Below are 25,914 nucleotides of genomic sequence, written 5' to 3' on the forward strand. Positions count from 1 at the left end.
CTCGCAACACCATCGGTCACCGGTGGCGTTGCGAGCCCCGAGCGCGTGTTGCGAACCTCCCCGGAGGCACCATCGGAATGCCTTAGACTGTGCTGCAGGTCACACGAGGGAGTAGCTCGATGCCCGATCGCTCCGCAGCACGCAGCCGGCAGGCACCGACCGCCGACAGTCCCGACCGGATCCGCAACGTTGCCCTGGTGGGGTGCAGCGGCTCCGGGAAAACCACCCTCACCGAATCCCTCGCCGTCGCAGCGGGCGCCGTCGGGCGCGCCGGGCGCGTGGCAGAGGGCACCACGGTGTCCGACTACGAGGGGATCGAGCAGCGCCACCGCAGGTCGGTGCAGCTGTCCGTCGTCCCCCTCGAATGGAACGACATCAAGATCAACCTGATCGACACGCCGGGACACCCCGACTTCGACGCCGAGGTCCGCGCAGCCCTGCACGCGGCCGACGCGGCGATCTTCGTCGTCTCCGCCACCGATCCCATCAGCGCAGCGACCCGCGCGCTCTGGCGCGAATGCGACGACGAGGCGATCCCCCGCGCGATCGTGGTGAACAAACTCGATGTCGCCCGGCACAGCTTCGACGACATGCTCACCGACTGTCACGTCGCCTTCGGATTGGGACCGGACACCCTGAGGGCCATGTTCTATCCCGTCTACGACGGCGACCGCCCGATCGGGTCGATGGGTCTGCTGACGGGCCGCAGCTACGGCGAACCCGGTCCGTGCCCGGTGTCCACCGAAGCGCGCGAGAGCCTCGTGGAGGCCATCTCCGGCCAGGACGACACGCTCATGGAGCGGTTCATCGCCGGCGAGCAACTCGACACGGCCTCCCTGCAGGAAGGACTCACCCGCGAGATCCTGGCGTGCACCCTGCACCCGGCCGTTCCCGCCGACGAGACGGGAATCGGTGCCGTCGAACTGCTCGAATTGATCACCACCGGATTCCCCGCACCGACGCAGCGCGGTCGTGGTGCACCGCCGTGCGATCCGGACGGTCCGCTCGCCGCGCAGGTCGTGCGCGTGGCCGGCGACTCCTATGTCGGGCGGATCAGCCTGGTGCGCGTGTACTCCGGCACGCTGCGACCCGACACGATCGTCGCGCTGGCCGACGGCGACCGCGACAGCCGCGAACGCATTCCCGCCCTGACGAGCCCGTTCGGCAAGCAACAGCGCCCGGTCGGTGAAGCCGTGGCGGGAGACATCGCCTCCGTCGGGAAGCTCGCGACGGCACAACCCGGTGACGTCCTGTACGACCCCGACCATCCGGTCCCGCTCGACCGGTGGCCCACCCCGACTCCCCTGCTCCCCGTCGCGATCGAGGCACACACCCGCACCGACGACGACAAGCTGTCCCAGGCCCTGTCGCGCCTCGCCTCCGAGGATCCCGCGCTGCGCGTCGAGCAGAATCCCGAGACCCATCAGCTCGTGCTGTGGTGCACGGGTGAAGCGCACGCCGAACTGGTCCTCGAACGGTTGCGCACCCGGCACGGTGTCCAGGTCGACACGGTCGAGCATCGGGTGCCGCTCGAGGAGACCTTCGCCGGCCCCGCGAAAGGCCACGGCAGGCTCGTCAAACAATCCGGCGGGCACGGTCAGTACGCGGTCGTCGACGTCGAGGTCGAACCACTGCCGGTGGGCAGCGGGGTGGTGTTCGCCGAGAAGGTGGTGGGCGGTGCGGTTCCGCGCCAGTTCATCCCGTCCGTGGAGAAGGGCGTGTACGCGCAGGCCGAGAAGGGCGTGACGACGGGATATCCGCTCGTCGACGTGCAGGTCACCCTGGTCGACGGCAAGGCCCACTCGGTGGATTCGTCCGACGCGGCCTTCCAGGCCGCCGCCGGGCTGGCCCTGCGGGATGCGGCCTCACACAGCACCGTTCGCGTACTCGAACCGGTCGCTGCCGTGCGGGTGATCGTGCCGGAGGAGTATCTCGGCGCGGTCCTCGGCGATCTGTCGGCCCGACGCGGACGGGTGCTCGGCACCGAATCCCCCGAGCCGGGTGTCGCCCTGTTGCGCGCGGAGGTTCCCGAGCTCGAACTCGGCCGCTATCCGGTGGAACTGCGGGCCATCACGCAGGGCACCGCCGATTTCGCCCGCCAGTATCTGCGGCACGAACCGATGCCCGAGAATCTCGCGGCCCGCTACGGCGAGTCGGACTGACCGCTGCACCGCACGAGCAGCGTGTCAGCATGAACGCCATGAGCGTTCTGCTGTGCTTTCACGCACACCCCGACGACGAGGTGTTCCTCACCGGTGGCGTGATGCGCCGAGCCGCCGACGCCGGGCATCGCGTCGTCCTCGTCGTCGCCACCGACGGTGCCCGCGGCGAATATCCCGACGGGCTGCTCGCGCCCGGCGAATCCCTCGCCGCCCGCCGCACGAAGGAACTCGAGGAATCGGCCCGGGCGCTGGGTGCGGCGCGGGTGGTGCCCTTCGGATACGGCGATTCGGGGATGGCCGGCACCGCCGGCAACCACGACCCGAATGCCTTCACCAACGCCGATCCGAGCAAGGTGGGAGCCAGGCTGGCCGCCGTGATCGAGCAGGAACGCGCCGATGTCGTCACGATCTACGACGCGCACGGCGGCTACGGTCATCCCGATCACGTCCAGGTCCACCGGGCCGGGATCCATGCCGAACGGATCACCGGACACGACGCCGTCTACGAGGCATCGAGCAACCGGGACCACCTGATGCGGCTGCTCTCGGCGCTGCCGGACACCCCCGACGACGTGCGCCCACCGGACCTCGAGACGTTCGGCCTACCGGAATCGGAACTGACCACCGCGGTGGACGTGTCGACGGCGCTGGCCGCCAAACGCGCTGCCATGATCGGCTATGAGTCGCAGATCGGAGACTTCGGGCCGATGCTGAACATGCCCGAGGAACACCTGCGGGCCGCCTTCGGTGTCGAATGGTTCCGGCGCCGCGGTGTTCCGCCCGGGCTGCAGGAGACCGAGCTCCCGCTCTGACCCGAACGATCACGAGGAGAGAAGTGGAACAACGCATCGAGGTCTCGCGCAACATCGCCGCACCACCATCCGCGGTGTGGCGGGTGCTCACCGCGCTGGACGAGGCGCCCACCACCCTGCGTGCGGTGAAGGCCGTGGAACGACTGGACGGCACCGGCTACGAGGTGGGCACACGGTGGCGGGAGACCCGCGTGATGTTCGGGCAGTCGGCGACCGAGGAGATGCAGGTCGCCGAGGCGGATCCGGAGCGGCGCACCGTCGTCGTCGCCGAATCCCGCGGCGCCCGCTACCGGACCGTCTTCGATCTGACCCCCTCGGCGGGCGGCACGGATCTGTCCGTGGAGTTCTCCGGCGAGAGCGGACCCCTCGGCGCCTTCGCTCAGCTTGCGATGACCGTGTTCGCGCCGCTCGCGAAACGCGCGACCCGCAAGGCCCTCGAACAGGACCTCGCCGACATCGCCGCCGCAGCCGAGCGGGCGGGATGAGCTAGGCGGCGGGAACGGTCTCATCGAGCTTGCCGGTGGTGATCGGTGTGAGCAGAACCGTTGCCCGTTTGACCGTTCCGGCGCTCGGGTACCGCTCCCCTGCACCCTACGAACGAAGGACGGACGTCGATGGACAACGCCCCCAAGCACGGTTCGGGCCGCCCAGAGGACAACGACGACCTCACCGGGCAGAAGATCAAGCATCTCGTCGACAAGCTCGAGCAGAAGGTCGAGAAGGAACGCGAGGAGGAGGGTGCGCCCGGCAACGTCGCGGACCGGGTGAGGACGGAGAAGGTCGAGCCCGACGATCAGGCTCCCGAATGAGTCGGCCTCAGGCGTAGATCCGCCCGTAGAGATCGCAGATCTCCTCGGCCGTCGGGATCCTCGGGTTGTTGTTCGGGGATCCCGACGCCAGCGCCTGCTCGGCCATGACCGGGAGCCTCTCGTCCCAGGTCTGCTTGTCGATGCCGTACGACTTCGGTGTCGGCACCTCCACGTCGCGGCACAGTTCCTTCAGCGCGACGACCAGGTCTGCGGCGGCGGTCGCATCCGAGGCGTCCGTCGAGGCCGCGCCGAGCGCGCGGGCGCAGTCGGCATAGCGGGACTCGGCGGCATCCACCGAGAACTCGGTGACCGCCGGGAACAGCATCGCGTTCGACAGTCCGTGCGCAACATGGAAGTGCGCCCCGATCGGACGGCTCATGCCGTGCACGAGCGCGACGCTGGAGTTGGAGAAGGCGATGCCCGCCTGCGTGGCGGCCAGCATCATCCGCTCGCGCGCCTCGGCGTCCTGCCCGTCCGCGTAGACGCGCCGCAGTACCTGTCCGATGGTGTCGATCGCGACGAGCGCGAGGCTGTCGGAGAACGGGTTCGCCTTCCTGCTGACATAGGCCTCGATGGCATGGGTGAGTGCATCCACGCCGGTGTCCGCCGTCAGGCGCGGGGGCATCGTCATGGTGAGCCGATAGTCGACGATCGCAGCGACCGGCAGGAAGGCCTGGCCCGTGCACAGCATCTTCTCGTCGGACTCGCTGTCGCTGATGATCGTGAACTGGGTTGCCTCCGAGCCGCTTCCCGCCGTGGTCGGCACGGCGATCACCGGTAGCGCCGGGCCGATGTTGTCGCGCGGCACCTTGTAGTCGCGCATGTGACCGCCCTTCCGGGCGAGCAGGCCGAGGGCCTTGGCCGTGTCCATCGGGCTTCCTCCACCGAACCCGATCACACAGTCGGCGTCGTGCTCGGCGACCGCTCCGGCACCCGCGTCGAGCGAGGCGGTGGTGGGGTCGGGAACGGTCTCGGCGAAGACGGCCGGCCGCAGTCCGGCGGCCTCGAGCTGCGCGACCATCCGATCCACCGCACCGGTGCCGACCAGGAACTTGTCGGTCACCACCAGGGGCCGGGCGAGTCCGAGTCCGGCGACTACCTCACCGATCTCCTCGACGGCGCCCCCGCCGACGCGCATGATGCGTGGAAGTGCGATGGAAGCCACGTGCGATCCCTCCTCGAGTATCCGTCGGACGGGTCGTGTCTACCGCATCACAACCGCGAGTGGAGACATCCGGCGGATCTCGGGGAGTCTCAGCTCTGGACGACCCGTAGTACATCCCCGCCTGCCCCGGAGCCCTTCCGCGCGGTGAGCAGCCCGAGGCGCTCGAGGTCGTCCGCGCGGTAACCGGGCCATCCGTGCAGCATGCGACGCCACCGTTCCGGCACCGCGGACGCACCCCACCGGGCGCCGAGCAGTCCGCCCGCGATGGCGGCGACCGTGTCGGTGTCGTTGCCTGCGCGCACGGCCAGTTCGAGCGCCTCCGGCAGGTGTCCGGGGCCGTCGGTGCGGGCGTGCGTGATCGCCCACCACGCCGCCTGCAGGGCGTGGACGACCCAGCCGTTGTTGTCGAACACGCGCGGACTCGGCGCGGTCTCCGCCTCGTCCAGCAGCGCCGTCCACCGCTGTGCGACGGGCTGGGACAGGCAGGACAGGGCGACCCGCACCCCGTCGAAGGTGCCGTGGAGGACGGCGTGACGGATCGCGAACGACCACAGTCGGCATGCCTCGGATGCCTGCTCGTCCGCGTGGGTGAGGCTGCTGATCGCATGCGCCGTGGACAGGCACCGCTCGGCGTCGTCGAGGTAGGCGAGCCCGACGGGTGCGGTGCGCATGAGCGATCCGTTGCCACCGGTGCGTCCGGGGAGGCTGCGGGCGCGCGCCGTCATGGTGACGGCGGTGGGGCCCGCCTCGCGCAGGACGGCACGCGTCTGGTTGCCGATGTCCTTGGGGTTCGTGGCGTACCAGCGGAGGAACTGCGCCGCGACCGCGTCGAGTCCGGCGCCCTCACCGATGTCGACGCCGGTCGCCGAGACCTCGGCGATCGCGAGGGCCATGGAGGTGTCGTCGGTCCACTCACCGGGCGCGAACGGCCCGAGTCCGCCGCCGATCATGTCGATGGGCGTGGTGTCCGTCGGATACGTGAATTCGTATCCGGCCCCGAGTGCGTCGCCTGCTGCGGTGGCGAGCAGGACTCCGGCTGCCCGGTCGTTCTGTGCTGCGGTTGTTTCCATGAACCCCTCTATTCGATCACGTTTGCGCTAACGTTAGCGCATCAATGATTGAATGTCCATCATGGGCACACCGACCGACTCGACCGGCAGGTCGCTCACCGACTACCCGCGCCCCTCGGTGGCCGTGGACGTCGCCGTCCTCACCATCGACGAAGTACTGAAGGTACTGGTCGTCGAACGTCCCGACGGCACCTTCGCCCTGCCGGGCACCTTCCTGCACCCCGGTGAGCGACTCGCCGAGGCCGCCGAACGCGCCCTGCGCGACAAGGCCGGACTCACGGGTGTCGACTTCCACCAGCTGGCCATGCTCGACGATCCCGAGCGCGACGACCGCGGGTGGGTGCTGTCGATGGCCCACGGCGCCGCGGTGCCGGTCGCCGAGATCCCCGCCGAGGCGTATCTCGTGCCGACCACCGAGACCTCCGACCTCGCCTTCGACCATGCCGAGATCGTCGACCTGGCCATCGCCGACCTGCGACGCAGGTACTCCGCCGAGGTCGACCCCGGCAACTTCCTCGGCGAGCAGTTCACCGTGCTCGACCTGCGGCTGCTGTACGAGACCGTCTATGCCCGCAGCTATCCCAAGGACACCTTCCGCCGGCACCTGCTGCACGGCCTAGAGCCCACCGGCGAACTGCACAGGGAGGGCACGGGCCGGCCCGCCGAGATCTACCGCCGGCGCGGCACTCCCCTGCCGTCGTCCACCGCCGCCTTCCTCCTACAGTGAGAAATCAGGCCGTCGGCCTGCAATGAAGAATCAGGACGCCAGCGCGTGCGCGATCTCCGCGGCGACCGCGACGTTCCCGCGATAGACCGCGACATTCGTCTCGAGCGAGCGCCCCTCGGTGGCCCGGTGCATGTGTTCGAGCAGGAACGGGGTGATCGCCTTGCCGCGTGTCCCGGCCTCGGCTGCGGCGTGTTCGGCCTCGGCGAGCACGCGATCGTGCAGTTCCGGATCGATCTGAGCCTCGGCAGCCACCGGATTCCCGACGAGTACCGCCGCCCGCAGACCCAGCCCGTCCCGCGCCCGCGCCACCGCCGCGGCCTGCTCCGCCGACTCCACCTCGTCGACATCGCAGCCGCTGTCGCGCACATAGAATCCGGGAAAACGCGTGGTCCGATAGCCGACCACGACCACCCCGAGCGTCTCGAGCCGTTCGAGTGTGGCAGGGATGTCGAGGACGGATTTGACGCCGCCGCTCACCACAAGGATCGGAAGTGTCGCCAGCGCAACGAGATCCGCGCTCTCGTCGAAGGTCGACGAAGCCCCCCGATGCACGCCGCCCAGGCCGCCGGTGGCGAATACGTCGATCCCGGCGCGATGCGCGAGCAGCGCCGTCGCCGACACCGTGGTTCCCCCGTGCAATCCCTTCGCCGCCGCGACCGGCAGGTCGCGGATACCAAGCTTGACGACCGGGACGTCCTCGGCACCGAGCATGCGGATCTGCTGTTCCGACAAACCGACCGTCGGCGTGCCGTCGACAACCCCGATGGTCGCGGGCAGCACCCCGGAATCGCGCAGACATTTCTCGGCCTCGAGGGCGACCTCGACGTTGCGTGGCCGGGTGAGGCCGTGTGTGAAGATCGTCGATTCGAGCGCCACGACCGGCCGTCCGGCCGCGATCGCTTCGCGCACGTAGTCCGCGACGCGGATCGTTTCGCTCATACGACCGACGATAACGCGGCCTAACCGATCGACGCGGCCGTGCGACGTCCCATCTTCGCGAGGATCCGGGCCGTGCGGTCTGCGTCCTCGGGAACCGGCACCGCCGGAGCACAGACACCGTCCATGTAGAGCGCGTCGCCGAAACTGTCGGCGCCGGCCTCCATCCGGTCGAGTTCGGCGTCCGAGAAGGTCACATCGACCCCCGCGCTGCGTGCGATGTCCCAGCGATGCACGAGCATGTCCCAGAGGTAGAACTGTTCGAAGGTCGCACCCACCGTGGTCGGCCCGAAGTATCCGTCGTATGTCGTCGAGACGAACGAGTCGTCCGCGAGGATCTCGGCGATCCGTGCCGTGTGCGTCCTCCACGCCTCGACAGGACGGTCGGTCTCGGGCCGCTCCCCCATCTCGACGCCGCGTCCGGCGAAGAAGTCCCGCTGCGTGTCGATGACGTGGGCCAGGACGTCGCGCGCCGTCCACCCCTCACACGGCGACTGCGCATCCCAGTCGGTGCCGCGGAGCGACGAGATCACGTCGGTGAGCGGCTTGTCGGCCTCTGCGTGTCGCAGTGCTGTTGTATTCATGACTCGATACTGACGACCGGCGAGCGTGAGGTATTGATGAAACCCGACGGCGGCGACCCCCTCGGCGGTCACGACGACACCGACCGTGTCGGCGGTCGCGACGACACCGACCGTGTCGGCGGTCGCGACGACATCGAACGTGCCCACCTGAAGGATCCGCACGACGCCTCGCACACCATCCACCGTTATCCCGCCGCTTCCGACCTCACGGATCTGATGCAGCGGTACTGGATTCCCGTGTGGTCGGTGCCGGCCGGGCGGGAGGCACCCCAGCGGGTGCTGCGCTATCCGGTCTGCCAACTGGTGGTTGCGCACGATTACGCGCGCTTCTACGGTGTCGAACACGGACTGTCCACGGTCACCCTCACCGGCGAGGGCTGGGCGGTCGGGTCCATGCTCAGCCCGGCGGCCGGGGCACTGATCACGGGCACCTCGCTCGCGGCGTTCACCGACCGGGCCGTCGACCTCACCGATGTCCTCGGCGATGCCGGCGCGCGTCTGATCACGCGGGTTCGGGAGGCGATGGCACACGGCCCGGACTCTCGCGAGTCGCACCGCGCCGCGACGGAGGCGTTCGACGACGTGCTGCGCGCCCATCTGCCGATCGATGAGGAGGGGCGACTGGTCAACCGGGTGGTGGCGTTCGTCGAGGAGAACTCCGACGTCCTGCGGGTCGAGCAGGTGCGCGCGGAGTTCGGTCTCGGCGAGCGCGCGCTGCAACGCCTCGTCCAGCGACGGATCGGGCTGACCCCGAAGTGGCTGATCCAGCGGCGGCGACTGCAGGAGGCCGCCGGTCGCCTGCGCGAGAAACCCGGTTCGTTGTCGGAGGTCGCCACGGTCCTCGGTTACGCCGACCAGCCGCATTTCGTACGTGATTTCGCGAAGGTCATGGGCATGACGCCGGGCGCGTTCGCGGCTCGCTACGGCGGTGGATGATCGCCCTTGTCCGACAGGTCCGTCGGATTCGGGCGGGTGTACCACATAATGGAAGGTCCTAAACCTGCGACGCTTCTCGATCAGGTGAATGTAACGAAGCGCACAGTGAAGACGACCTACCTGTCGAAGCACGAGAAGGAACGAAGGGGTTCACCGTGGGACACGACCGCCTACTTTTCATCGGACGTCCGGATGCGGACGAGGTCGCGCACTGGAGCACTCTGCGCGAGCTCGCTCCTCAGCGAGGATGGAAGCCCACCCGGACGTTCGAGCCCGGCGAAGTCGCCTGGGCCGTCGCCGCCGGTAGCGCCTTCGAGCAGTCCGGACCGATCGCCGAGGTGATCCATTCGCTGCAGGAAGCTCATATTCCCTGCACCAGCGCACTCGACGCGATCCGCCACGCGTACTCGGCCTCGCACCTGTCGGTCTAGTTCACAGGTGGGGGCCGCGTCTCGCCGTCGCGGTGCGACTACTCGGGCCCGTCGCGGTGCGACTACTCGGGCCCGTCGCGGTGCGACCACTCGGGCCCGTCGCGGTGCGGCCACCCGCTGTGCGTTCTATCCGAAGGGACTGACGTCGAGCCAGGACGCCAGGAACCCGGAGTCGCCGAAGACCTCCACGTCGGCTGCGCCCACAGCGCGCCGACGATAGAGCACCAACAGCAGTTCCGTCAGCGGGCCGCGTACCGCCACGGCACTCTTCTCGTGGGCATGCCGCCACGCGAAGTCCTCGCCGGACAGGTCCACGACCCATTCCGCCGACGTGTCCGTCGCGTGGAAATGCAGCGTCCGGTCGGGTCCGTGCAACGCGCGGTGCCGTTCGACATCGAGTCGTGGCCAGGTGACGACCGCCAGGTCGAGCCATTCGTCCACGCAGTCCACCGCAAGATCGTGGGCCGGCTCGAAGTCCGCTCCCAGTGCGAGTGCAGCGTCGGCGCGATGCACCACGGTCTCGTGGGCGAAGCGTCGGGCGAAGAACTCCGGGGTCTTCTTGCCACCCGGGATCGGTGTCCACACCCGCATGTTCGGACCGACCTCCCGCAACGCGGCCCCGAATTCGCGCGCTCCTTCCCGTAACCACGGAATCAGCTCGTCCGGATCCTCGTCGACGTAGTCCGCCAACTCCCGCATCGCGCGGTCGGTGCGCGGCATCGCCCCTTCACCGCGGACCGCCTCGCTCGCCCAGCGGTGGCCGTAGCCGATGTGTCGGGCGAGCTGACCGAGGTTCCATCCCGGGCACGACGGCACCGGTGTGGTCATGTCCTGCCCGGCCAGTGAGTCCACCAGCAGTTCCGTCTGTTCGACGATCTCTCCGCAGTAACGCGCGTAGTCCAGCATGCCTACCCTTCGTACTCGGCCCGATACCCGCCCCGATTCTGCACGGTCGGCCGTAGTCTGGGCGCCATGCCGGCCGACGAGAGCGCACTCGAAGCCCTGTTCCCTCCCACCGGTGTCGCTGTGCTCGCGACGATCAAGCGCGACGGGCGACCCCAGTTGTCGAACGTCACCTACCGGTACGAGCCCGCGACCCGCACGTTCTCCGTCTCCATCACCGACGACCGGGCAAAGACCCGGAACGTGCGCCGCGACCCGCGTGTGAGCCTGTTCGTCGACTCCGACGACAAGTGGTCCTACGCCGTCGCGGAGGGCGAGGCCGAGCTGACGCCGGTGGCCGCGGACCCCCACGACGACACCGTCGAGCAGCTCGTCGAGTTGTATCGAGCGGTGCAGGGCGAGCATCCGGACTGGGACGACTTCCGGGCCGCGATGGTCGCCGATCGCAGGTTGCTGCTGCGTGTACGGGTCTCCCGCTTCTACGGCGCCGCCCGCTGATCCGGGCTTTTGTTGTCCTCGAACGATTCTGGTGGTTTCGACGTCGCTGAGCTCGGTCGGGAACACCGAAGTTCGGGATCAGGATTGCTTGCGGAACAGAATCGCGGAGGTCGGACGGCGCGGCGTCGCCGCATCCGGACCCGGTCCCGCGCGTACACCGACCCGGATCATCACTTGCGGCACGCCCTCGATGCGGGCCGTTTCCCGCAGGAACGCACGTGAGGATTCGGATTCCGTCAGGTGCGTGACGGAGCAGGTGGCCAGTCCACGGGCGGTGCACGCGAGGAGCACGGCCGATAGGGCTTCACCGCTCCGCAGCCAGTCGAGCCGCGTGTCCGTCGTGGTCGACAGGAGAAGTATCGCGGCTCGGTCCTCCGTCTCTGCCGACTCGCCGGTCGCGTTGCCGGGAGGGAACTCCCGCTCCGTCGCCACCGTGCGCCGTCCCGGTGGGAGTGCGTCCGGAGGTATTCCGTCCGGGTACATCCCGTGCCCGGCCCACCAGGAAAGTTCCGTCTGGTAGGCCGCATCGGAGCGACGCTCACCGCCGATGCGACGGGACAACTCTTCCAGTGCAGGTCGCTCGTGTTCGGCGATGGCACTCAGGCGGACACCCGCGGGTTCGGCGAACATCTGCAGAGCGCTCTCGGTCCGAGCCCACTCCTGCGGAGCCCCCATCGGTAACCGCTCGGTACGTCGGCGGCCGATCGCCTCTGCCATCCGGAGGTCGGTGTCGGTCACCGCGTCAACTCGGCGGAAGCGCAGCGTCGCGAGACAACGACGATTCGTCGCGTCCGGCATCCGTTCGACCACCGTGGCCCAGTGCCGGGCGGTGAGCGCCACCCGCAGATGGTGCAGCACCGCTCCACAGGACAACACCATCTGACGACCGGACGGATCGGTGGCCGGAAGGATGCGATCACTGTCGCTGAACAGCGCAAGCTCGTCCGCGTCCAGAGTCCACCGCCACGGCTGACTGTTGTGAAGCGACGGCGCTCGACCCGCGAGCGCAACTGCCGACTCGAGAGTCCGACGGTCCGGCATCGTCTCCACTGCTGCCTCCGGGTTCCGAAAACGTCACCTTCCAGTGTCACGTACAGCCGTCGGATTTCGACGAGATTCTCGCGGGACGACCGTAAGCTGAACGGGTGTACTCGTACAAGGTGATCGAGATCCGCGAGGGCATGCTCGGCGGGAAGATGTCCGGCGGCAAGCTCGAGAAGATCCTCAACGATCATGCCCGAGATGGGTGGCGCCTGAAGGCGATCACCTCCGCCGACATCAAGGGACGGATCGGTCCCGGTGGCGTCGAGGGAATGCTCGTGACGTTCGAACGCGAAGAATAGAAGTCATGTCGCAGCGGATGCCGGTGCCCACCGGTAGCGGCAGTAGCTCCTGTCGGCCGTTGCCGGCGACCTGAGCCGAAGGACGGACAGGTGTCGTCGCAGCCGGAGGTCCGCTCGGGTTCGACACTGGTACTCGCAGTGCTGGCGTCGGGCCAGTTCCTGATGACGCTCGACAGCTCGGTGATGAACGTGTCGATGGCGACCGTCGCGCAGGACGTCGGCACCACGATCACCGGCATCCAGACCGCGATCACCCTCTACACCCTGGTGATGGCATCCTTGATGATCACCGGCGGGAAGGTCGGCACGATCCTCGGTCGACGTCGCGCGTTCGGTGTCGGACTGGTCATCTACGGCATCGGCTCGTTCACCACCGGACTCGCCCCGAACCTCGCGGTCCTACTGGTGGGCTGGTCGTTGCTCGAAGGCATCGGCGCGGCCCTGATAATGCCGGCGATCGTCTCGCTCGTCGCGGCCAACTTCGATCCCGAGCGACGTGCCGCAGCGTACGGTCTGGTGGCGGCGGCCGGTGCGTCGGCAGTGGCTGTGGGGCCGTTGCTGGGCGGGGCCGTCACGACGTTCGCGTCGTGGCGCTACGTCTTCTTCGGTGAGGTCGTCCTGGTAGTGCTGATCCTGCTGGTGCTGCGCCGCATCGAGGACGTTCCCCCTCACCGCGTCCACCTCGACCTCGTGGGATCCGCACTGTCCGTACTCGGTCTGGGATCCGTCGTCTACGGCGTCCTGCGCTCGAGCGAGTGGGGCTGGGTACGGGCCGAGCCGGGCGCACCCGCCGTACTGGGCCTGTCCCCGGTCATCTGGCTTCTCGTCGCGGGCTCGCTGGTGCTCTATGCATTCGTGCGATGGCAGAACGCTCTCATGAGCAAGGGCCGCGACCCGCTGGTCGATCCGGGGCTGTTCGCCAACCGACAGCTCGTCGGTGGTCTGACGATGTTCTTCGCACAGTTCGCGGTGCAGGCCGGAGTCTTCTTCTCCGTCCCTCTCTTCCTGTCGGTCGTACTCGAACTCAGCGCAGTCCAGACAGGTGTGCGGATCCTGCCGTTGTCGATCGCGCTGGTGCTGGCCGCAACGGTGATCCCGAAAGTGCGACCCCACGCCGATCCCCGACGTGTGGTGCGTATGGGTCTGGGTTCGATGATCCTGGGGATCCTGATCCTCGTTGCCGGTATGGACCCGGGTGCCGATGCGGCCGTGGTGTCGATACCGATGTTGTTGATGGGTCTCGGCCTGGGAGCGTTGGCGTCCCAGCTCGGCGCGATCACGGTCTCGTCGGTACCGGATTCCCAGAGCGCCGAGGTCGGCGGTTTGCAGAACACCGCAACGAATCTCGGGGCGTCGCTGGGCACCGCACTGATCGGATCGATCCTGATCGCCACCCTCACCACATCGGTCGTTGCCGGAATCGAGGACAACTCCGACATCCCGCCGTCGGTGCAGCAGCAGGCGACGACCGAGCTGGCCTCCGGTGTGCCGTTCCTGTCCACGACCCAGTTGCGGACCGGGCTCGACGAGGCGGGTGTCGACCCGTCCACAACGGAAGCACTCGTCGCGGTCAACGCCGATGCGCGACTCGACGCGCTGCGCACCGCGTTCGCTGTGACAGCGCTCCTCGCGATCGCGGCGCTGTTCGGAACCGGACGGCTGCCGCGACGATCGGTCGGAACACCACCGCCCTAGAGAACTTCGGTGGTTCCACCCGCGCTGAGCGGGGGTGGAACCACCGAAATCGATCGTATGCAGGTCAGGACGCGAGCAGTCGACGGAACGAACTGCGGTGGAACACGATGGGTTCGACATCGGCGTCGGTGAGCAGTTCGTTGATGCGCAGTACGACGATCGCGTGGTCGCCCGCCGGAACCTCCTGCTGCACGGTCACGTCCATGCGCACGCTCGTGCCCGAGACGAACAGCGCGCCGCCTTCGCGGCTCTCGATGTCGATCCCGGCGAAGCGATCGCCGTTCTTCGCGGCGAGCACCCGCGCGGCACCGTCGTGCTCCTCGCTCAGCACGCTGATGCCGAGATGCGGGAGCGACGCCAGACGCGGCCATGTGGTCGAGGTGTTCTGCACGCAGAACGAGACGAGCGGCGGATCGAGCGACACCGGCACGAAAGTGCTCGCCGCCATCCCGATCCGCTCTCCGTCCATCTCCGCGCAGATCGCGACGACACCCGAAGGGACGTGCGCGAAGGCCTGACGCAGAGACGGTCCGTCGAGAGTGGTCATGAGGCGGCCTCGTTTCGAAGTGCGGCGGACAGCACCGACGACCAGCGTTCGGCGTAGTCCGCGATACGGATCTCGGTTGTGTAGGTCGAATCGTGAAGATACAGGCCGGGGGCCGGGCATAGCGCCCCAGTTCTACCACCGAGTGTGATCACATCCACAACGTGATCGGGCTCTCGTCCGGTGAGGGCCGTGGCGAGGCGGGCTCCGGCGTCGAGGGTGCGGGACGCGGGCTTCGGGTTGCCCGCGACGACAACGATCGTCACTGGAGATCACCTTCCGGATCGGCCCTCGGGGCGGAGAGCGACATTCGCCGCCATCCTTCTCGCCGATCGAGCAGACCGGAACTGTTTCGATCCGTACGAGCGGAAACCTCGACGACCCCTCGGTAGGGTCGGGTGGATGAGTGTCGCGGATTCACAGTCAGCCCCCACGGACGGTCTCGCAGGATGGGCGCTCGAGTTGATGGATCGCCTCGGCGGTGTCGGCGCCGGCATCGCGATCGCTCTCGAGAACTTCTTTCCGCCGCTTCCCAGCGAGGTCATCCTGCCGCTCGCCGGGTTCGCCGCGAGCCTGGGCAGTTTCACCCTCTTCGGTGCGCTGTTCTGGACGACCCTCGGTTCCGTGGTCGGTGCTCTCGGTCTGTATTCGATCGGCCGTTGGGTGGGTGAGGACAGGATTCGCGCGGTCGTGCGGAAGCTTCCACTCGTCGATGTCGAGGACCTCGACCGTTCGACCGCCTGGTTCCAGCGGCACGGACGCAAGGCCGTCTTCTTCGGCCGGATGGTGCCCGTCTTCCGGAGCCTCATCTCCATCCCCGCCGGTGTCACACGGATGCCGATCTGGCAGTTCCTCGCGTTCACCACCGCGGGCAGCCTCATCTGGAACTCGATCTTCGTGCTGGCCGGTTATCAGCTCGGCGAGAACTGGAGCGCCGTCGAACCGTACGCCTCGGCGCTGCAGTACGTCGTGATCGCCGTCGTCGTGGCGGTGATCGGCTACGGGATCGTCCGGCGCATCCGCTCGCGTTCGAAGGACACCGCTTCGCACAACCGCAACTGACGGGTCAACCCCACACGGTGATCGCCGTGCACGCGCCTGCCACGACCAGCACCGTCAGGACGTCCCCGAGCCGCAGTCGCAGCGGCCGGCGGGTCGCCGATCGAGGACCCCGGCGGGTCGCCGATCGTGGTCCCCGTACCGCCAGCGCGTCGCCGAGATCGCGGACCTGGCGCATGGATACCGACACCACCGCGCCGACGGAGTCGGCCACCTCCTGCCACCATCCCGCCGGAGTGCGGATGCCGGGCCGGCCGCGGACCTTGCGCGCGGCGAACAGCACCCGCATCTCGGCGCGAACGGTCGGCAGCATCCGCAGCGCCAGCGCGCACACCGTCACCCATTCGTCGACGGGTAGCCGTAACAGTCGCAGCGGGGCGAACAACACGGGCAGGGCGTCGACGAGGTCGGACAGTCGCGTCGTCCACCCGACCAGCGACGCAAGGACCAGCAAACCCACGCCGAGCAGCATCGTCCGGACGTAGGCGGTGAGTCCGCCGCCGGCGGCGTTGAGGACCAGGCCGACGGCGAGGACCGCGAACACCCACCACGGAATCGTCGGGACCACCCCGCGCGGGATCCGTGCGACGAGCACACCCACGACCAGCACGCTGAGCAGGATGCCGAGTCCGGTCCAGCTCGGAGCGAAGCTCGCCGCCACCGACAGCGCCGCTGCCGACAGGACCTTCGTGCCGGCCCACACCCGGTGCAGGGGTGTCTCCCGAGGCACGGGCCGCAGCAGGATGATCGGGCGCCGCTGGCGTGTGCGCGTGCGTGTGCGTGTGCGACTCATGCGATCACCGCTCCCGTCTGCTCCACGATGCGTCCGTCCTCGAGTACCACGGTGCGTGAACACACCTCTTCCATTCCGTGCAGGTCGTGGGAGATGACGACGACGGTGACGTGCTCGACCGCGCGTAGATGGGCGAGGATCGACACGACCTCGCGGCGGCCCTGCAGGTCCAGTCCGGCCAGCGGTTCGTCGAGCACGAGCACCCGCGGGGTGCGGGCGAGTTGGGCGGCGATCGCGACCCGCCGCATCTCGCCTCCGCTGAGCCGGTCGATCGGCCGGTCGATCAGTTCGGGACGCAGACCCACCCGGTGCAGGACGGCGGCGACGTAGCCGCGGTCGGTGTGCGGAAGCCCGGCCACCTCGGAGATCTCCTGGGCCACGGTCGGTCGTTGCAATTGCAGCCGTGCCTGCTGGAAGACCATGCCCACTTCTCCGTGCAGATCGGCCGTCGGGGTGTCGTGCAGCACGGCCGTTCCGCGCGTGGGGCGCATCAGTCCGGCGACGATCCACGCGAGCGTGGACTTGCCCGAACCGTTCTCCCCGACGACCAGTACCCCTTCACCGCGGCAGATCGTCAGCGACACCTCGCGCAGCGCGGTGTGTGCCCAGGGTGTGCCGGCCGCGTAGATGTGCGTGACGTCGCGCAGTTCGAGGATCGGCTGCGGGAAGGACGGGACGGTAGCAGGCACCGGCGCCGGGGGTGGCGGCGCCGCGACCCGCGGGACGATCCGGCCGTCGGCGATGTGCACGATCCGGTCGGCGGCGCGGGCCTCGTCGTCGAGGTGGGTGACGAGCACGACCGCGGTGCCCTCCCGCGCGACGTCGGCAAGCAGGCGGATCAGGTCCGCGCGGCTGTCGGCGTCGACCATCGCGGTGATCTCGTCGGCGATGAGCAGTGCGGGTCGCCGGGCGAGTGCGCCCGCCAGTGCCAGTCGCTGCAGTTGCCCGCCGGACAGATCCTCCGTGGCGCGATCCTCCATTCCGACCAGGCCGACGCGGGCGAGCAGATCGTCGACGTCGACGTCGTCGATCCCCCACCGCAGGTCCTCGGCGACGGTGCGGCCGAGCACCTGGCTCTCGGGATGCTGCAGGATCATCGCGGTGCCACCGGGTCGTCCCGGCCCGACGGGTCCGGGCCGGTCGACCAGGCCGACGGTCGGCTCGAGTCCCGCGAGCAGCCGCACGAGTGTCGACTTGCCCGAGCCGTTGCCGCCGACAATCGCGACGAACTCCCCCGGCCCGATCGTGAGGTCGATGTCCGACAGGGCGTCGCGGTCGGTTCCCGGATACCGGTAGCCGACGAGCCGCAGTGCGACGGGAAGCGGAGCCGGGTCGGCCGTGGGGTCCTGCTCGGGCCAGTCGACCGATCGGGTCGCCCACGTGCTGCGCAGGGCCACCACGCGGAAGATCCCGAAGCACAGCAGTGCGGTGCCCACGGTCCCGACCAGCACCGCACCGCCGATCCACACCCACCACAGCCGCACCATGATCTCGAGGGTCCGTTCCCAGGTGTCGACGAACTGCTGGCCGGCCCCCGCTGCCTCGAACGCCCGGAGCGTGCCGCGCATCGACGCTTCGAGCGCCTCGAGCAGCAGCACCCGGGTCCGGTCGAACAACAGCAGCAGACCGCAGGCGGCGGCCGCGAGCAGCAGCCCGGCCGGGACGGATCCGGCCAGCACCACGAACACCGCCGCGTGACCCCACCGCCTGTGCGCGAACCCGACGAGCGTTCCGATCCCGGACAGGACGACGACCGCGGCGACGGCGAACGGCCCACCGGCCACGAGCGCCACGACACCGGCGGCGACCGTCGCAGCGACGATCGCGCGCAGGCGGCCGGTGGCGCCGAGGAAAGCGACGGGGAGCGCCACGAGCACCTGGGCGACACCGACGGGTATCAGTCCCGCGACGACCGACAGCACAGCCGTCAACGTCCCGAAGACCGCCGCTGCGGCGGCCTCCGGTGGTCGTAGAGGTCCCCGTGTCCTGGTCACCGATCGCACCGGGTCCAGTCTGCCAGCCGCTAGTGCGACCGCACGTTCTCCGGTGGCGTCATCTCCACCCGCACTCCGACGAGCCGGACCTCCCGCTCGTGATCGAACCGGTCGAGCAGTCCGACGGCGGCCTCCGTGACGGTCGCGAGATCCGTGGTGGGCGATGGAAGAGCGACGCTCGCGGTGTGGGTGACGAACGGCGCGTAGCGGATCTTCAGCGCGACCCGCACTCCCTCACGCCTCTCACCTCGGATGTCGTCGACGGCCCGCGCCGCGAGGTCGCGCACGCACTCGGTGATCGCGTTCCAGTCGCCGACATTGTGTTGGAAGGTCGTCTCCCGACTGCGCGACCGCGCCACCCACGGTTCCGCCGACACCTCCGTCGAACCCGCACCGGCGCCGAGGCCGACGAGCCACGGGCCGATCTTGGGTCCGAACCGCGCCGCCATCTCGTCGACCGGGGCACTCGCCAGCTCGCGGACCGTGCGGATGCCCATGTCGTCGAGTTTCTTCACCGTGCGCGAACCGATGCCCCACAACGAATCGGGTGAGCGCTCCCCCATCACCGCGAACCAGTTGTCGCGCGTCAACCGGAAGATCCCGCGGGGCTTGCCGAAACCCGTCGCGATCTTCGCGCGCAGGACGTTGTCGCCGATCCCGACGGAACAGTGCAGCCCGGTCGCGTCGAGCACGGCGGCCTGCACCTCGCGCGCGAACGCTTCCGGATCGGAGGTTTGCACGCCCATGAACGCCTCGTCCCATCCGAGCACGTCGACGACCGTGCCGAAGCCGCGGAGGGTGTCCATCACGACCTGCGATACCTCGTTGTAGGTATCGGCGTCGACAGGGAGGAAGACCGCGTCGGGGATCTTGCGCGCAGCGACCCGCAGCGGCATCCCCGACCCCACCCCGTGCGCCCGCGCCTCGTAGGACGCAGTGGAGACCACGCCGCGCTCGGTGGGATCGCCGCGACCGCCGACCACCACCGGACGGCCCGCCAACTCCGGATTGCGCAGCACCTCGACCGCGGCGATGAACTGGTCGAGGTCGACGTGGAGGACCCACTGGTCGATACCGGGCGTGCCCATGCCGACAACCGTAGGACGCGCGGCAAGTGCGCGTTCAAGAATTCCGACAGTGTCCGGGTTCGCGCGCCGAAACGGGGTTCGCCCCTGCTGCAGCAGGGGCGAACCTCGGTTCGTGTAGCGAGGATCCGACTCAGTTCTGCGCCGCGGGCAGCATGTGGCCCATCCGCCGCCGCTTCGTCTCGAGATACCGCACGTTCGCCGGTGCGACGCCGACGTGCAGCGGCTCCCGCCCTGCGACGACGATGCCGTTGTCCTCGAGTCCGGCGATCTTGGCGGGGTTGTTGGTGAGCAGTCGCACCGAGCCGACGCCGAGATCGTGGAGTATCGCCGCGGCGCCGCCGTATTCGCGTCCGTCGGCCGGTTCGTCGAGTTCGAGGTTGGCTGCGACCGTGTCGAAGCCGCCGTCCTGCAGTCGGTAGGCCGCGAGCTTCTTGAGCAGGCCGATCCCCCGGCCTTCGTGGCCACGCAGGTAGACGAGGACGCCGCCTTCCTGGGCGATCCGTTCCAGCGCGGTGTCGAGCTGGGGACCGCACTCACAGCGCTGCGACGCGAACGACTCGCCCGTCAGACACTCCGAATGCACCCGGACCAGCGGGGCGTCACCCACAGGTCCGGCGATGAGCGCCATGTGATCGGCGCCGGTGTGGCGGTCGAGATAGCCGACGGCACGGAAGGTTCCGAAGCGGGTCGGCATCGATGCCTCGTCGGCCCTCACGACCCGCCCGGACGGCACCACCGGTGACGGAAACGGATGCGCCGCGCGGTAGCGGATCAACTCCTCGATCGTGAGCACGGGCAGGTCGTACTGCGCACCCAGCGCTTCGATCTCCGGCATGCGCATCATCGATCCGTCGTCGGAGACGAGCTCGGCGATCACACCCACCTGCGGCAGACCCGCGAGTGCACACAGGTCGACGGCGGCTTCGGTGTGACCGGGACGCTCGAACACTCCACCCGGGCGGGCCCGCAACGGCAGGATGTGGCCGGGACGGATCAGATCACGCGAGGTGGCCGTCGGATCGGCGAGCACGCGCAGGGTCGTCGCACGATCCGCAGCACTGATGCCGGTGGTGACGCCGCGCGCGGCGTCGACCGTGACGGTGTAGGCGGTCTGCTTCGGATCCTGGTTGTCGGCGACCATGGCCGGCAGGTCCAGGGCGTCGGCGCGGGCACCGGTCATCGGGGCGCACAGCAGACCCGAGGTGTGCCGGACGGTCCACGCGATCCACTCCGCGGTCGCGTGCTGGGCGGAGAGGATGACGTCGCCCTCGTTCTCCCGGTCGGCGGCGTCCGAGACGAGGACCGGCTTACCCGCCCGCAACGCCTCGAACGCCGCCTCGATGCGGCTCACGACGCCACCAGACGCCGGAACGAGCTGCGGTGGAAGACGATCGGCTCCGTCGCCTGATCGGCTTCGCCGCAGAACAATTCGTGCACGCGCAGCACCACGATCGCGTGGTCACCGGCCGGCACCTGCTGTTCGATCGACACGTCCATCCGCACACCGCAGCCGTTGACGAACAACGCTCCACCCTCACGGGTTTCGGTCTCGATGCCCGCGAACCGGTCTCCGTTCTTTGCGGCGAGCACCCGGGCCGCGATGTCATGTTCCGACGACAGGACGCTGATGCCCAGACGCGGTTGCGCTTCGAGCTTCGGCCAGGTGGTCGAACTGTTCTGCACGCAGAACGCCACCAGCGGTGGATCGAGTGAGACGGGAACGAACGTGCTTGCGGCCATGCCGATCCGCCCACTGCCGGTGTCGGCGCAGATCGCGACGACACCCGAGGGGACGTGGGCGAACGCGCGGCGCAGGGTGGCGCCGTCGAGGGCGAGGGTGGTCATCGTGCCTCCGTCCGGATGGTGGATCGCAGCACCGGCGCCCAGCGCTCGGCGTACTCGGCGATCCGGGTGTCGGTGGTGTAGGTGGAATCGATCAGGTACAGCCCCGCGGCGGGGCAGGTGGCGCCGAGTTCGACGAGCACGGGCTTGAGCAGCAGGTCGGGCGCCATCGCATGGGCCGGGCCGGCGCCGAGCATGAGCGGCACCGCCGTGACGTCGCGCAGACCGTCGCCGGTCGCGAACTGGTCGAGGAACAACTTCAGGATGCCGGTGTAGGTGGCCTTGAAGGTCGGGCTGGCGAAGACCACGAGGTCGGAGGAGGCGACGGTCTCGACCGCCTCCTTCACCGCGTCGTCGCCCCAGCCGAGCAGGCCCGGACCGAGAGTGACGACGTCGACCACGTGATCGGGGGCCTCCCCGGTGAGCGCGGTGGCCAGCACGGTGGCGGCGTCGAGCGTACGGGAGCCGGGCTTCGGGTTACCGGCAACGACAGTGACCTTCATGTGGATCTCCTTTCGGGCGAGGCTTTCCGCCCGTCACCGGATATTCGACCCGACAGGCATGTCGGGAACGATGCCGAAATATGGCGTGCACATTGCGCCGTCGGGAGGCGGATCTGGCTGCGTGGCACCAGGGCGGATCCGACGATGCAGCCCGATTCCGCCGTTCGTCATCGTGTGGAGCGTGACGCCGTGCGGCGCCGCACCGCGCCGGACAGCGCGACCGCGACCACCAGTGCGCCGCCGTAGAACAACTGCTGGACGAAACTGGCGACACCGAGCATCTGCAGGCCGACCACCCCGGCGACGAGGAAGTACACCGCGACCAGCGTGCCGAACGCGTTGAAGCGGCCGGGGACGATCGCGGTGGCACCGAGGAAGGCCGCCGCGAAGGCCGGCAGCATGAACGACTGGCCGGAGGACGGGTCGGCGCCACCGAGCATGCCGGCGTAGACGATGCCGGCCAGAGCCGCGACGAGCGCGGAGGTGACGAGTGCGCCGCCGCGGATGCGGTCGACGTGCAGGCCGCTGAGTCGGGCCACCTGGGCACCGCGTCCGACGAAGAGCAGTCGGCGTCCGATCGGGGTGTACTGGAAGATTACTGCCATGATCAGCACCAGGGCGAGGGCGTAGTAGAACTGCAGCGACACCCCGAAGATGCGGGTGCCGATGGTCGCGTCGACGAGCGCGGAGTCGACACCGGTGACCGAGGTCGAGTCGGAGATCCACTGGACCACACCGAGGACGACGGTGCCGCTGCCGAGGGTCGCGATGAACGAATCGATCTGCAATCGCACGACCAGCAGTGCGTTGATCAGGCCGACGACGAGGCACGCGAGCACGGCGACAGCAATGGCCGGCAGTAGCGACCAGCCGTGTTGCACGTTCAGCACCGCGATCGTCATGGCGGCCAGCGACATCGTCGACACGGCCGACAGGTCGAACTCGCCGGCGGTGAGCGGGACGATGAGCCCCAGGGCCAGGACGAGCAGGACGGCCTGGGAGCCGAGGATGTTCTGCAGGTTGTTGGCGGTCGGGTAGGTCTCGGGTCGCAGGGCACTGAACACGACGACGACGGCGATCAGCGCCAGGACGAGCGCGTACTTCTCGAACAGCGGACCGAGAGAGCGACGAGAGCGCGCGGGATCCGATTCGGTAGATGCGGTTTTCGCGGTGTTGCTCTTGTCGATGGTGACGGACATCAGGCGATCACTTCCTGTCGGGTCAGACCGAGAACACTGTCCGAGATGTGGTGTTTGGACAGGTTGTCGCCGGTGAGTTCGGCGACGACGTGTCCGTGGGAGAAGACGAGGACGCGGTCGCACAGGACCGACAGCTGCTCGTAGTCGGAGCTGGCGACGACGATGCCCGCTCCCCCACGTGCGGTCTCTCGCAACATCTCGAAGATGCGGGCGCGGGCACCGATGTCCACACCCTGGGTGGGTTCGGCGAGGAGCACCAGTACCGGGTCGGTATGGAGCCACTTGCCGAGCAGAGCCTTCTGCTGGTTGCCGCCGGACAGCGACCCGTAGACGGCCTGCGGGTCCCGTGGCCGGACGTCGCAGTGCTCGGCGAGCGCGGTCGCGATGTCCTTCAGCGCTCGCGGTTTGACGAAGCCTGTACCGAGCACGGGCAGGGTGACGTTCTCGGCGACGGTCAGTTCGGGTGCGCTGCCTTCGACCTTGCGGTCCGGCGGCACGTAGACGACCTTGCGGGCCAGCGCGTCGATCGGTGTCATCGCGGGCAGTTCCACGCTGTCGTCGCCGACCGTCAGCCGCCCGCCACGAGCCTGCCGCGCCCCGTACAGGGCGGGCAGCACGTCGTCGTAGCCCGAGCCGGCGATGCCGGTGAGTCCGACGACCTCCCCGGGCCGGACGTCGAACCCGACACCGTCGACGGTGGTGGTCTCGAGGTCCTCGATCCGGGCGAGGGCGGGAACGTCCTCGAAGTCGCGGACGGGCCCGGCGACGCGCGGGTCGGCGGAGTCGAGACTGCGTCCGACGATGAGGTCGATGAGCGAGGTCGCGGTGAGGTCGCGGGTGCGGTGCGTGCCCTGCGACACCCCGTCGCGCAGCACGGTGACGCGGTCGGTGTGGTCGAGCACCTCGTCGAGATCGTGGGAGACGAACAGGACGGCGGCCTTCTTGTCGGCGACGATCTCGCGGACGACGGCGAACAGCAGGTCGGTGCCCTCGCGGGGCAGGAAGACCGTGGGTTCGTCGAGCACGAGCAGGGTGCGACGCTCCCCCAGTTCCTCGGTCGCTCGCAGGATCGCGAGGAGGGCACGTTCGGTCTCGTTCAGGCTCGACACCGGCGCCTCGGGATCGATGTGAAGTCCGAAGTGCTCGAACAGCGCTCGGGCGGTGCGCTTCTCGCGCCGCCACGAGATCCACGGTTTCGATCCGGCCACGACGGGTCCGACGCGGAGGTTCTCGACCACCGACAGATCGGGCACGAGGGCGAGGTCCTGGTGGACGAAGCTGATGCCGAGGTCGCGGAATCCGCCGGCCGGGACCGGCAGTGCCACGTCCCTGCCACGCACCTGCAGCGCGGCGCCGGGGTCGGGAGCGTGGAAGCCGGCGAGGACCTTGATGAGCGTGGACTTGCCCGAACCGTTCTCACCCAGCAGACCGTGCACCTCGCCGGCGTGGATCGTCAGGCCGACCTTCTTCAGCACCGTGTGCTCACCGAAGGTCTTGGACAGACCGACGATGTTGACGATGGGATCAGGACTGCTCACTGGGCCCCCACAGTGCTTCGTAACCGGTGACGTAGGCCGTGCCATAGCCCTTGTCGGGCTGCGGCGGGGTGCCGGTCTCGTCGATGTTGTCGGCAGTGATGAGCTTGAGCGGGGTCTCCTGCGCACCGTTGGGGACTGGGTCGTAGCCGAGCAGGAGTCGACCGGCCTGGTCCATCGTCGCCCATGCGAGCCACGGGATGGATTCACCGACGTTCATGGTGACGATGCCGTCGTCCTGCTGGATCTTCAGGACTGCGGGGGTGCCGTTGACCGAGGAGATCTCGACCTGGCCGGTCTTGCCCGCGGCATTGATGCCCGACTGGGCGTAGAGCGACATCGAGTCGTAGATGGGCAGGATGAAGTTGATGTTCGGGTCGGCGGAGAGCGCGGATTGCACCTCGGACTGGATCTTGGTGGCCCACTCCGTGACCGGGACGTTGACGATCTTGTAGGTGCACTTGGGGCAGTACTGTGCGATCTCGTCTTCCATCGCAGCGACCTCGGCCTTGGCCGGCGGAACCTCGTTGGAGGTGATGATGAGCGCGTTGCCCTCGCCTTCGGTGCGGTCGATCATCCAGTCGACGGTGAGCCGGTTGGCCTCGGAGAGCGGGGCGTCGGTGGTGGCGTCGATCAGTCCTTCGAGGTCGGTCGGCACCGGCTCGCCGCGCAGGATGGTATGGGTGAGCAGAACGGGAATCCCCGCAGCATCGGCTTTTTCGAGCGCCGGCTTGATGAGGGATGCGTCGACACCCTGCGACAGGATGATGAGATCGACCTTCTGGTTCACGGCCTGTTCGACACCGGTCGCCCACTGGGCGGGCTGGCCCTGGTTCGTGTACTCGATCCAGGTGGCGCCGTAGCGTTCGGCGACCTTCTTCGATTCCTCGTCGACGGCGACGTTGTACGGGTTCTCGCTGTTGGTGGGGATCGCGAAGATCGTCTTGCCGGCGATGTCCTTCATCGGGAACGGCTCGGCCTCGAGCGTGAACTCCGGGTCCGCCTCGTACAGGGCGAGCTGGGCGCGGGCGTACTCGATTCCGGCGGTGACGTCGGCGTCGGACACGTCGCCGCCACCCGAGCCGACGCTGCTGCACGCGGCGAGACCGAAGACGGCCGAGAAGGCGAGCGCGGCGATCGCGGCGCGGCCGGGAAGGGAATGACGCATGGATTCTCCTGGGGGATGAGGAGTGTGCCGAAGAAGAAGCGGCCGCGTCGTTGCGGGACCGACTGGGAAGGCGATGACTTCGAATGTATCCGCATCGTGTTGCGTGCGCCGACATCCT

Annotated in this window: 28 protein-coding genes; 11 read left to right on the top strand and 17 right to left on the bottom strand. The window is 68.7% G+C overall.

Features of this window, described 5'->3' with window-relative positions; translation table 11 throughout:
- Positions 1 to 119: 119 nt before the first annotated feature.
- From AC6CID_RS14360 to AC6CID_RS14375, 4 genes are all read left to right on the top strand, one after another.
- Positions 120 to 2,162, top strand: coding sequence for an elongation factor G-like protein EF-G2 (locus tag AC6CID_RS14360; protein WP_418345575.1), 2,043 nt, complete (start codon positions 120 to 122; stop codon positions 2,160 to 2,162).
- Between the two features lie 38 nt (positions 2,163 to 2,200).
- The gene (locus tag AC6CID_RS14365) at positions 2,201 to 2,974 is read left to right on the top strand and encodes a PIG-L deacetylase family protein (protein WP_039587793.1); all 774 of its coding nucleotides are present in this window, start codon (positions 2,201 to 2,203) and stop codon (positions 2,972 to 2,974) included.
- Between the two features lie 23 nt (positions 2,975 to 2,997).
- Positions 2,998 to 3,459: an SRPBCC family protein gene (locus AC6CID_RS14370; RefSeq protein WP_039587779.1), complete on the top strand. Its 462-nt coding sequence runs from the start codon at positions 2,998 to 3,000 to the stop codon at positions 3,457 to 3,459.
- 129 nt (positions 3,460 to 3,588) lie between these two features.
- Complete coding sequence (locus tag AC6CID_RS14375) at positions 3,589 to 3,783, top strand: hypothetical protein (RefSeq protein WP_006552878.1); 195 nt, start codon at positions 3,589 to 3,591, stop codon at positions 3,781 to 3,783.
- Positions 3,784 to 3,790: 7 nt separating this feature from the next.
- Here the strand turns inward: AC6CID_RS14375 and AC6CID_RS14380 are convergent, their stop codons facing one another.
- Together AC6CID_RS14380 and AC6CID_RS14385 are read right to left on the bottom strand one after the other, a co-directional pair.
- Positions 3,791 to 4,921 (bottom strand): iron-containing alcohol dehydrogenase, encoded by a 1,131-nt coding sequence (locus AC6CID_RS14380; RefSeq protein ID WP_258913894.1) that lies wholly within the window; start codon positions 4,919 to 4,921, stop codon positions 3,791 to 3,793.
- 116 nt (positions 4,922 to 5,037) lie between these two features.
- Positions 5,038 to 6,018, bottom strand: coding sequence for an ADP-ribosylglycohydrolase family protein (locus tag AC6CID_RS14385; protein ID WP_217579970.1), 981 nt, complete (start codon positions 6,016 to 6,018; stop codon positions 5,038 to 5,040).
- Positions 6,019 to 6,079: 61 nt separating this feature from the next.
- On the opposite strand from AC6CID_RS14385, the gene AC6CID_RS14390 reads away from it, so the two are divergent.
- Complete coding sequence (locus AC6CID_RS14390) at positions 6,080 to 6,745, top strand: NUDIX hydrolase (RefSeq protein WP_231411936.1); 666 nt, start codon at positions 6,080 to 6,082, stop codon at positions 6,743 to 6,745.
- A 30-nt stretch (positions 6,746 to 6,775) separates the two neighbouring features.
- On the opposite strand, the gene AC6CID_RS14395 is transcribed toward AC6CID_RS14390, so the two are convergent.
- Together AC6CID_RS14395 and AC6CID_RS14400 are read right to left on the bottom strand one after the other, a co-directional pair.
- Positions 6,776 to 7,684: a pseudouridine-5'-phosphate glycosidase gene (locus tag AC6CID_RS14395; RefSeq protein WP_019288910.1), complete on the bottom strand. Its 909-nt coding sequence runs from the start codon at positions 7,682 to 7,684 to the stop codon at positions 6,776 to 6,778.
- A 20-nt stretch (positions 7,685 to 7,704) separates the two neighbouring features.
- On the bottom strand, positions 7,705 to 8,265 hold the full coding sequence (locus AC6CID_RS14400) for a TIGR03086 family metal-binding protein (RefSeq protein ID WP_033098055.1): 561 nt from the start codon (positions 8,263 to 8,265) through the stop codon (positions 7,705 to 7,707).
- Positions 8,266 to 8,301: 36 nt separating this feature from the next.
- Between AC6CID_RS14400 and AC6CID_RS14405 the strand changes: the two genes are divergently transcribed.
- Both AC6CID_RS14405 and AC6CID_RS14410 read left to right on the top strand, forming a co-directional pair.
- Positions 8,302 to 9,201, top strand: a complete 900-nt coding sequence (locus AC6CID_RS14405; RefSeq protein ID WP_498354108.1) for a helix-turn-helix domain-containing protein — start codon at positions 8,302 to 8,304, stop codon at positions 9,199 to 9,201.
- Between the two features lie 155 nt (positions 9,202 to 9,356).
- Positions 9,357 to 9,632: a hypothetical protein gene (locus AC6CID_RS14410; RefSeq protein ID WP_498354109.1), complete on the top strand. Its 276-nt coding sequence runs from the start codon at positions 9,357 to 9,359 to the stop codon at positions 9,630 to 9,632.
- A 126-nt stretch (positions 9,633 to 9,758) separates the two neighbouring features.
- Here the strand turns inward: AC6CID_RS14410 and AC6CID_RS14415 are convergent, their stop codons facing one another.
- Positions 9,759 to 10,538: a maleylpyruvate isomerase family mycothiol-dependent enzyme gene (locus AC6CID_RS14415; RefSeq protein WP_039587782.1), complete on the bottom strand. Its 780-nt coding sequence runs from the start codon at positions 10,536 to 10,538 to the stop codon at positions 9,759 to 9,761.
- Between the two features lie 57 nt (positions 10,539 to 10,595).
- On the opposite strand from AC6CID_RS14415, the gene AC6CID_RS14420 reads away from it, so the two are divergent.
- Entirely contained in the window at positions 10,596 to 11,033 is a 438-nt protein-coding gene (locus tag AC6CID_RS14420; protein ID WP_371746955.1) for a PPOX class F420-dependent oxidoreductase, read from the top strand.
- Between the two features lie 78 nt (positions 11,034 to 11,111).
- On the opposite strand, the gene AC6CID_RS14425 is transcribed toward AC6CID_RS14420, so the two are convergent.
- Positions 11,112 to 12,074 (bottom strand): Acg family FMN-binding oxidoreductase, encoded by a 963-nt coding sequence (locus AC6CID_RS14425; protein WP_498354110.1) that lies wholly within the window; start codon positions 12,072 to 12,074, stop codon positions 11,112 to 11,114.
- Between the two features lie 104 nt (positions 12,075 to 12,178).
- On the opposite strand from AC6CID_RS14425, the gene AC6CID_RS14430 reads away from it, so the two are divergent.
- Complete coding sequence (locus tag AC6CID_RS14430; RefSeq protein WP_006552868.1) at positions 12,179 to 12,376, top strand: DUF4177 domain-containing protein; 198 nt, start codon at positions 12,179 to 12,181, stop codon at positions 12,374 to 12,376.
- Between the two features lie 90 nt (positions 12,377 to 12,466).
- Positions 12,467 to 14,071, top strand: coding sequence for an MFS transporter (locus AC6CID_RS14435; protein WP_498354111.1), 1,605 nt, complete (start codon positions 12,467 to 12,469; stop codon positions 14,069 to 14,071).
- A 64-nt stretch (positions 14,072 to 14,135) separates the two neighbouring features.
- Here the strand turns inward: AC6CID_RS14435 and AC6CID_RS14440 are convergent, their stop codons facing one another.
- Together AC6CID_RS14440 and AC6CID_RS14445 are read right to left on the bottom strand one after the other, a co-directional pair.
- Positions 14,136 to 14,618 (bottom strand): flavin reductase family protein, encoded by a 483-nt coding sequence (locus AC6CID_RS14440; RefSeq protein WP_006552866.1) that lies wholly within the window; start codon positions 14,616 to 14,618, stop codon positions 14,136 to 14,138.
- Positions 14,615 to 14,881: a hypothetical protein gene (locus tag AC6CID_RS14445; protein WP_006552865.1), complete on the bottom strand. Its 267-nt coding sequence runs from the start codon at positions 14,879 to 14,881 to the stop codon at positions 14,615 to 14,617. The genes AC6CID_RS14440 and AC6CID_RS14445 overlap by 4 nt, the downstream gene beginning before the upstream one ends.
- Before the next feature lie 136 nt (positions 14,882 to 15,017).
- Between AC6CID_RS14445 and AC6CID_RS14450 the strand changes: the two genes are divergently transcribed.
- Positions 15,018 to 15,677, top strand: a complete 660-nt coding sequence (locus AC6CID_RS14450) for a DedA family protein (protein ID WP_230810661.1) — start codon at positions 15,018 to 15,020, stop codon at positions 15,675 to 15,677.
- Positions 15,678 to 15,681: 4 nt separating this feature from the next.
- On the opposite strand, the gene AC6CID_RS14455 is transcribed toward AC6CID_RS14450, so the two are convergent.
- The 9 genes from AC6CID_RS14455 to AC6CID_RS14495 all read right to left on the bottom strand — a co-directional run bounded on the left by AC6CID_RS14455 (position 15,682) and on the right by AC6CID_RS14495 (position 25,796).
- Positions 15,682 to 16,467 (bottom strand): energy-coupling factor transporter transmembrane component T family protein, encoded by a 786-nt coding sequence (locus tag AC6CID_RS14455; protein ID WP_019288902.1) that lies wholly within the window; start codon positions 16,465 to 16,467, stop codon positions 15,682 to 15,684.
- Positions 16,464 to 18,461, bottom strand: a complete 1,998-nt coding sequence (locus AC6CID_RS14460) for an ABC transporter ATP-binding protein (RefSeq protein ID WP_498354112.1) — start codon at positions 18,459 to 18,461, stop codon at positions 16,464 to 16,466. Before AC6CID_RS14460 ends, AC6CID_RS14455 begins: the two co-directional genes overlap by 4 nt.
- A gap of 29 nt (positions 18,462 to 18,490) precedes the next feature.
- The gene (locus tag AC6CID_RS14465; RefSeq protein ID WP_498354113.1) at positions 18,491 to 19,549 is read right to left on the bottom strand and encodes a DNA polymerase IV; all 1,059 of its coding nucleotides are present in this window, start codon (positions 19,547 to 19,549) and stop codon (positions 18,491 to 18,493) included.
- A gap of 130 nt (positions 19,550 to 19,679) precedes the next feature.
- Positions 19,680 to 20,900 (bottom strand): 3,4-dihydroxy-2-butanone-4-phosphate synthase, encoded by a 1,221-nt coding sequence (gene ribB / locus AC6CID_RS14470; RefSeq protein WP_019288208.1) that lies wholly within the window; start codon positions 20,898 to 20,900, stop codon positions 19,680 to 19,682.
- A complete protein-coding gene (locus tag AC6CID_RS14475) occupies positions 20,897 to 21,394 on the bottom strand; it encodes a flavin reductase family protein (RefSeq protein WP_498354114.1) in 498 nt (165 codons plus the stop codon). Before AC6CID_RS14475 ends, ribB begins: the two co-directional genes overlap by 4 nt.
- Entirely contained in the window at positions 21,391 to 21,894 is a 504-nt protein-coding gene (locus AC6CID_RS14480) for an NADPH-dependent FMN reductase (protein WP_016692083.1), read from the bottom strand. The genes AC6CID_RS14475 and AC6CID_RS14480 overlap by 4 nt, the downstream gene beginning before the upstream one ends.
- A gap of 167 nt (positions 21,895 to 22,061) precedes the next feature.
- A complete protein-coding gene (locus AC6CID_RS14485) occupies positions 22,062 to 23,093 on the bottom strand; it encodes an ABC transporter permease (protein ID WP_217579977.1) in 1,032 nt (343 codons plus the stop codon).
- A complete protein-coding gene (locus AC6CID_RS14490) occupies positions 23,093 to 24,631 on the bottom strand; it encodes a sugar ABC transporter ATP-binding protein (RefSeq protein ID WP_498354115.1) in 1,539 nt (512 codons plus the stop codon). Before AC6CID_RS14490 ends, AC6CID_RS14485 begins: the two co-directional genes overlap by 1 nt.
- Complete coding sequence (locus tag AC6CID_RS14495) at positions 24,618 to 25,796, bottom strand: sugar ABC transporter substrate-binding protein (protein ID WP_064061384.1); 1,179 nt, start codon at positions 25,794 to 25,796, stop codon at positions 24,618 to 24,620. The genes AC6CID_RS14490 and AC6CID_RS14495 overlap by 14 nt, the downstream gene beginning before the upstream one ends.
- Positions 25,797 to 25,914 lie beyond the last annotated feature (118 nt).

Source organism: Rhodococcus sp. GQ147 (genome assembly GCF_059759155.1).

Bases quoted from the DNA above. Each gene is read 5' to 3' on its own strand.
- AC6CID_RS14375 (WP_006552878.1), top strand. From the start codon at position 3,589: ATGGACAACGCCCCCAAGCACGGTTCGGGCCGCCCAGAGGACAACGAC.
- AC6CID_RS14480 (WP_016692083.1), bottom strand. From the start codon at position 21,894: ATGAAGGTCACTGTCGTTGCCGGTAACCCGAAGCCCGGCTCCCGTACG.
- AC6CID_RS14440 (WP_006552866.1), bottom strand. From the start codon at position 14,618: ATGACCACTCTCGACGGACCGTCTCTGCGTCAGGCCTTCGCGCACGTC.
- AC6CID_RS14485 (WP_217579977.1), bottom strand. From the start codon at position 23,093: ATGTCCGTCACCATCGACAAGAGCAACACCGCGAAAACCGCATCTACC.
- AC6CID_RS14465 (WP_498354113.1), bottom strand. From the start codon at position 19,549: ATGGGCACGCCCGGTATCGACCAGTGGGTCCTCCACGTCGACCTCGAC.
- AC6CID_RS14495 (WP_064061384.1), bottom strand. From the start codon at position 25,796: ATGCGTCATTCCCTTCCCGGCCGCGCCGCGATCGCCGCGCTCGCCTTC.
- AC6CID_RS14385 (WP_217579970.1), bottom strand. From the start codon at position 6,018: ATGGAAACAACCGCAGCACAGAACGACCGGGCAGCCGGAGTCCTGCTC.
- AC6CID_RS14425 (WP_498354110.1), bottom strand. From the start codon at position 12,074: ATGCCGGACCGTCGGACTCTCGAGTCGGCAGTTGCGCTCGCGGGTCGA.
- AC6CID_RS14390 (WP_231411936.1), top strand. From the start codon at position 6,080: ATGGGCACACCGACCGACTCGACCGGCAGGTCGCTCACCGACTACCCG.
- AC6CID_RS14415 (WP_039587782.1), bottom strand. From the start codon at position 10,538: ATGCTGGACTACGCGCGTTACTGCGGAGAGATCGTCGAACAGACGGAA.
- AC6CID_RS14360 (WP_418345575.1), top strand. From the start codon at position 120: ATGCCCGATCGCTCCGCAGCACGCAGCCGGCAGGCACCGACCGCCGAC.
- AC6CID_RS14400 (WP_033098055.1), bottom strand. From the start codon at position 8,265: ATGAATACAACAGCACTGCGACACGCAGAGGCCGACAAGCCGCTCACC.
- AC6CID_RS14475 (WP_498354114.1), bottom strand. From the start codon at position 21,394: ATGACCACCCTCGCCCTCGACGGCGCCACCCTGCGCCGCGCGTTCGCC.
- AC6CID_RS14450 (WP_230810661.1), top strand. From the start codon at position 15,018: ATGAGTGTCGCGGATTCACAGTCAGCCCCCACGGACGGTCTCGCAGGA.
- AC6CID_RS14405 (WP_498354108.1), top strand. From the start codon at position 8,302: ATGAAACCCGACGGCGGCGACCCCCTCGGCGGTCACGACGACACCGAC.
- AC6CID_RS14395 (WP_019288910.1), bottom strand. From the start codon at position 7,684: ATGAGCGAAACGATCCGCGTCGCGGACTACGTGCGCGAAGCGATCGCG.
- AC6CID_RS14380 (WP_258913894.1), bottom strand. From the start codon at position 4,921: ATGCGCGTCGGCGGGGGCGCCGTCGAGGAGATCGGTGAGGTAGTCGCC.
- AC6CID_RS14365 (WP_039587793.1), top strand. From the start codon at position 2,201: ATGAGCGTTCTGCTGTGCTTTCACGCACACCCCGACGACGAGGTGTTC.
- AC6CID_RS14455 (WP_019288902.1), bottom strand. From the start codon at position 16,467: ATGAGTCGCACACGCACACGCACGCGCACACGCCAGCGGCGCCCGATC.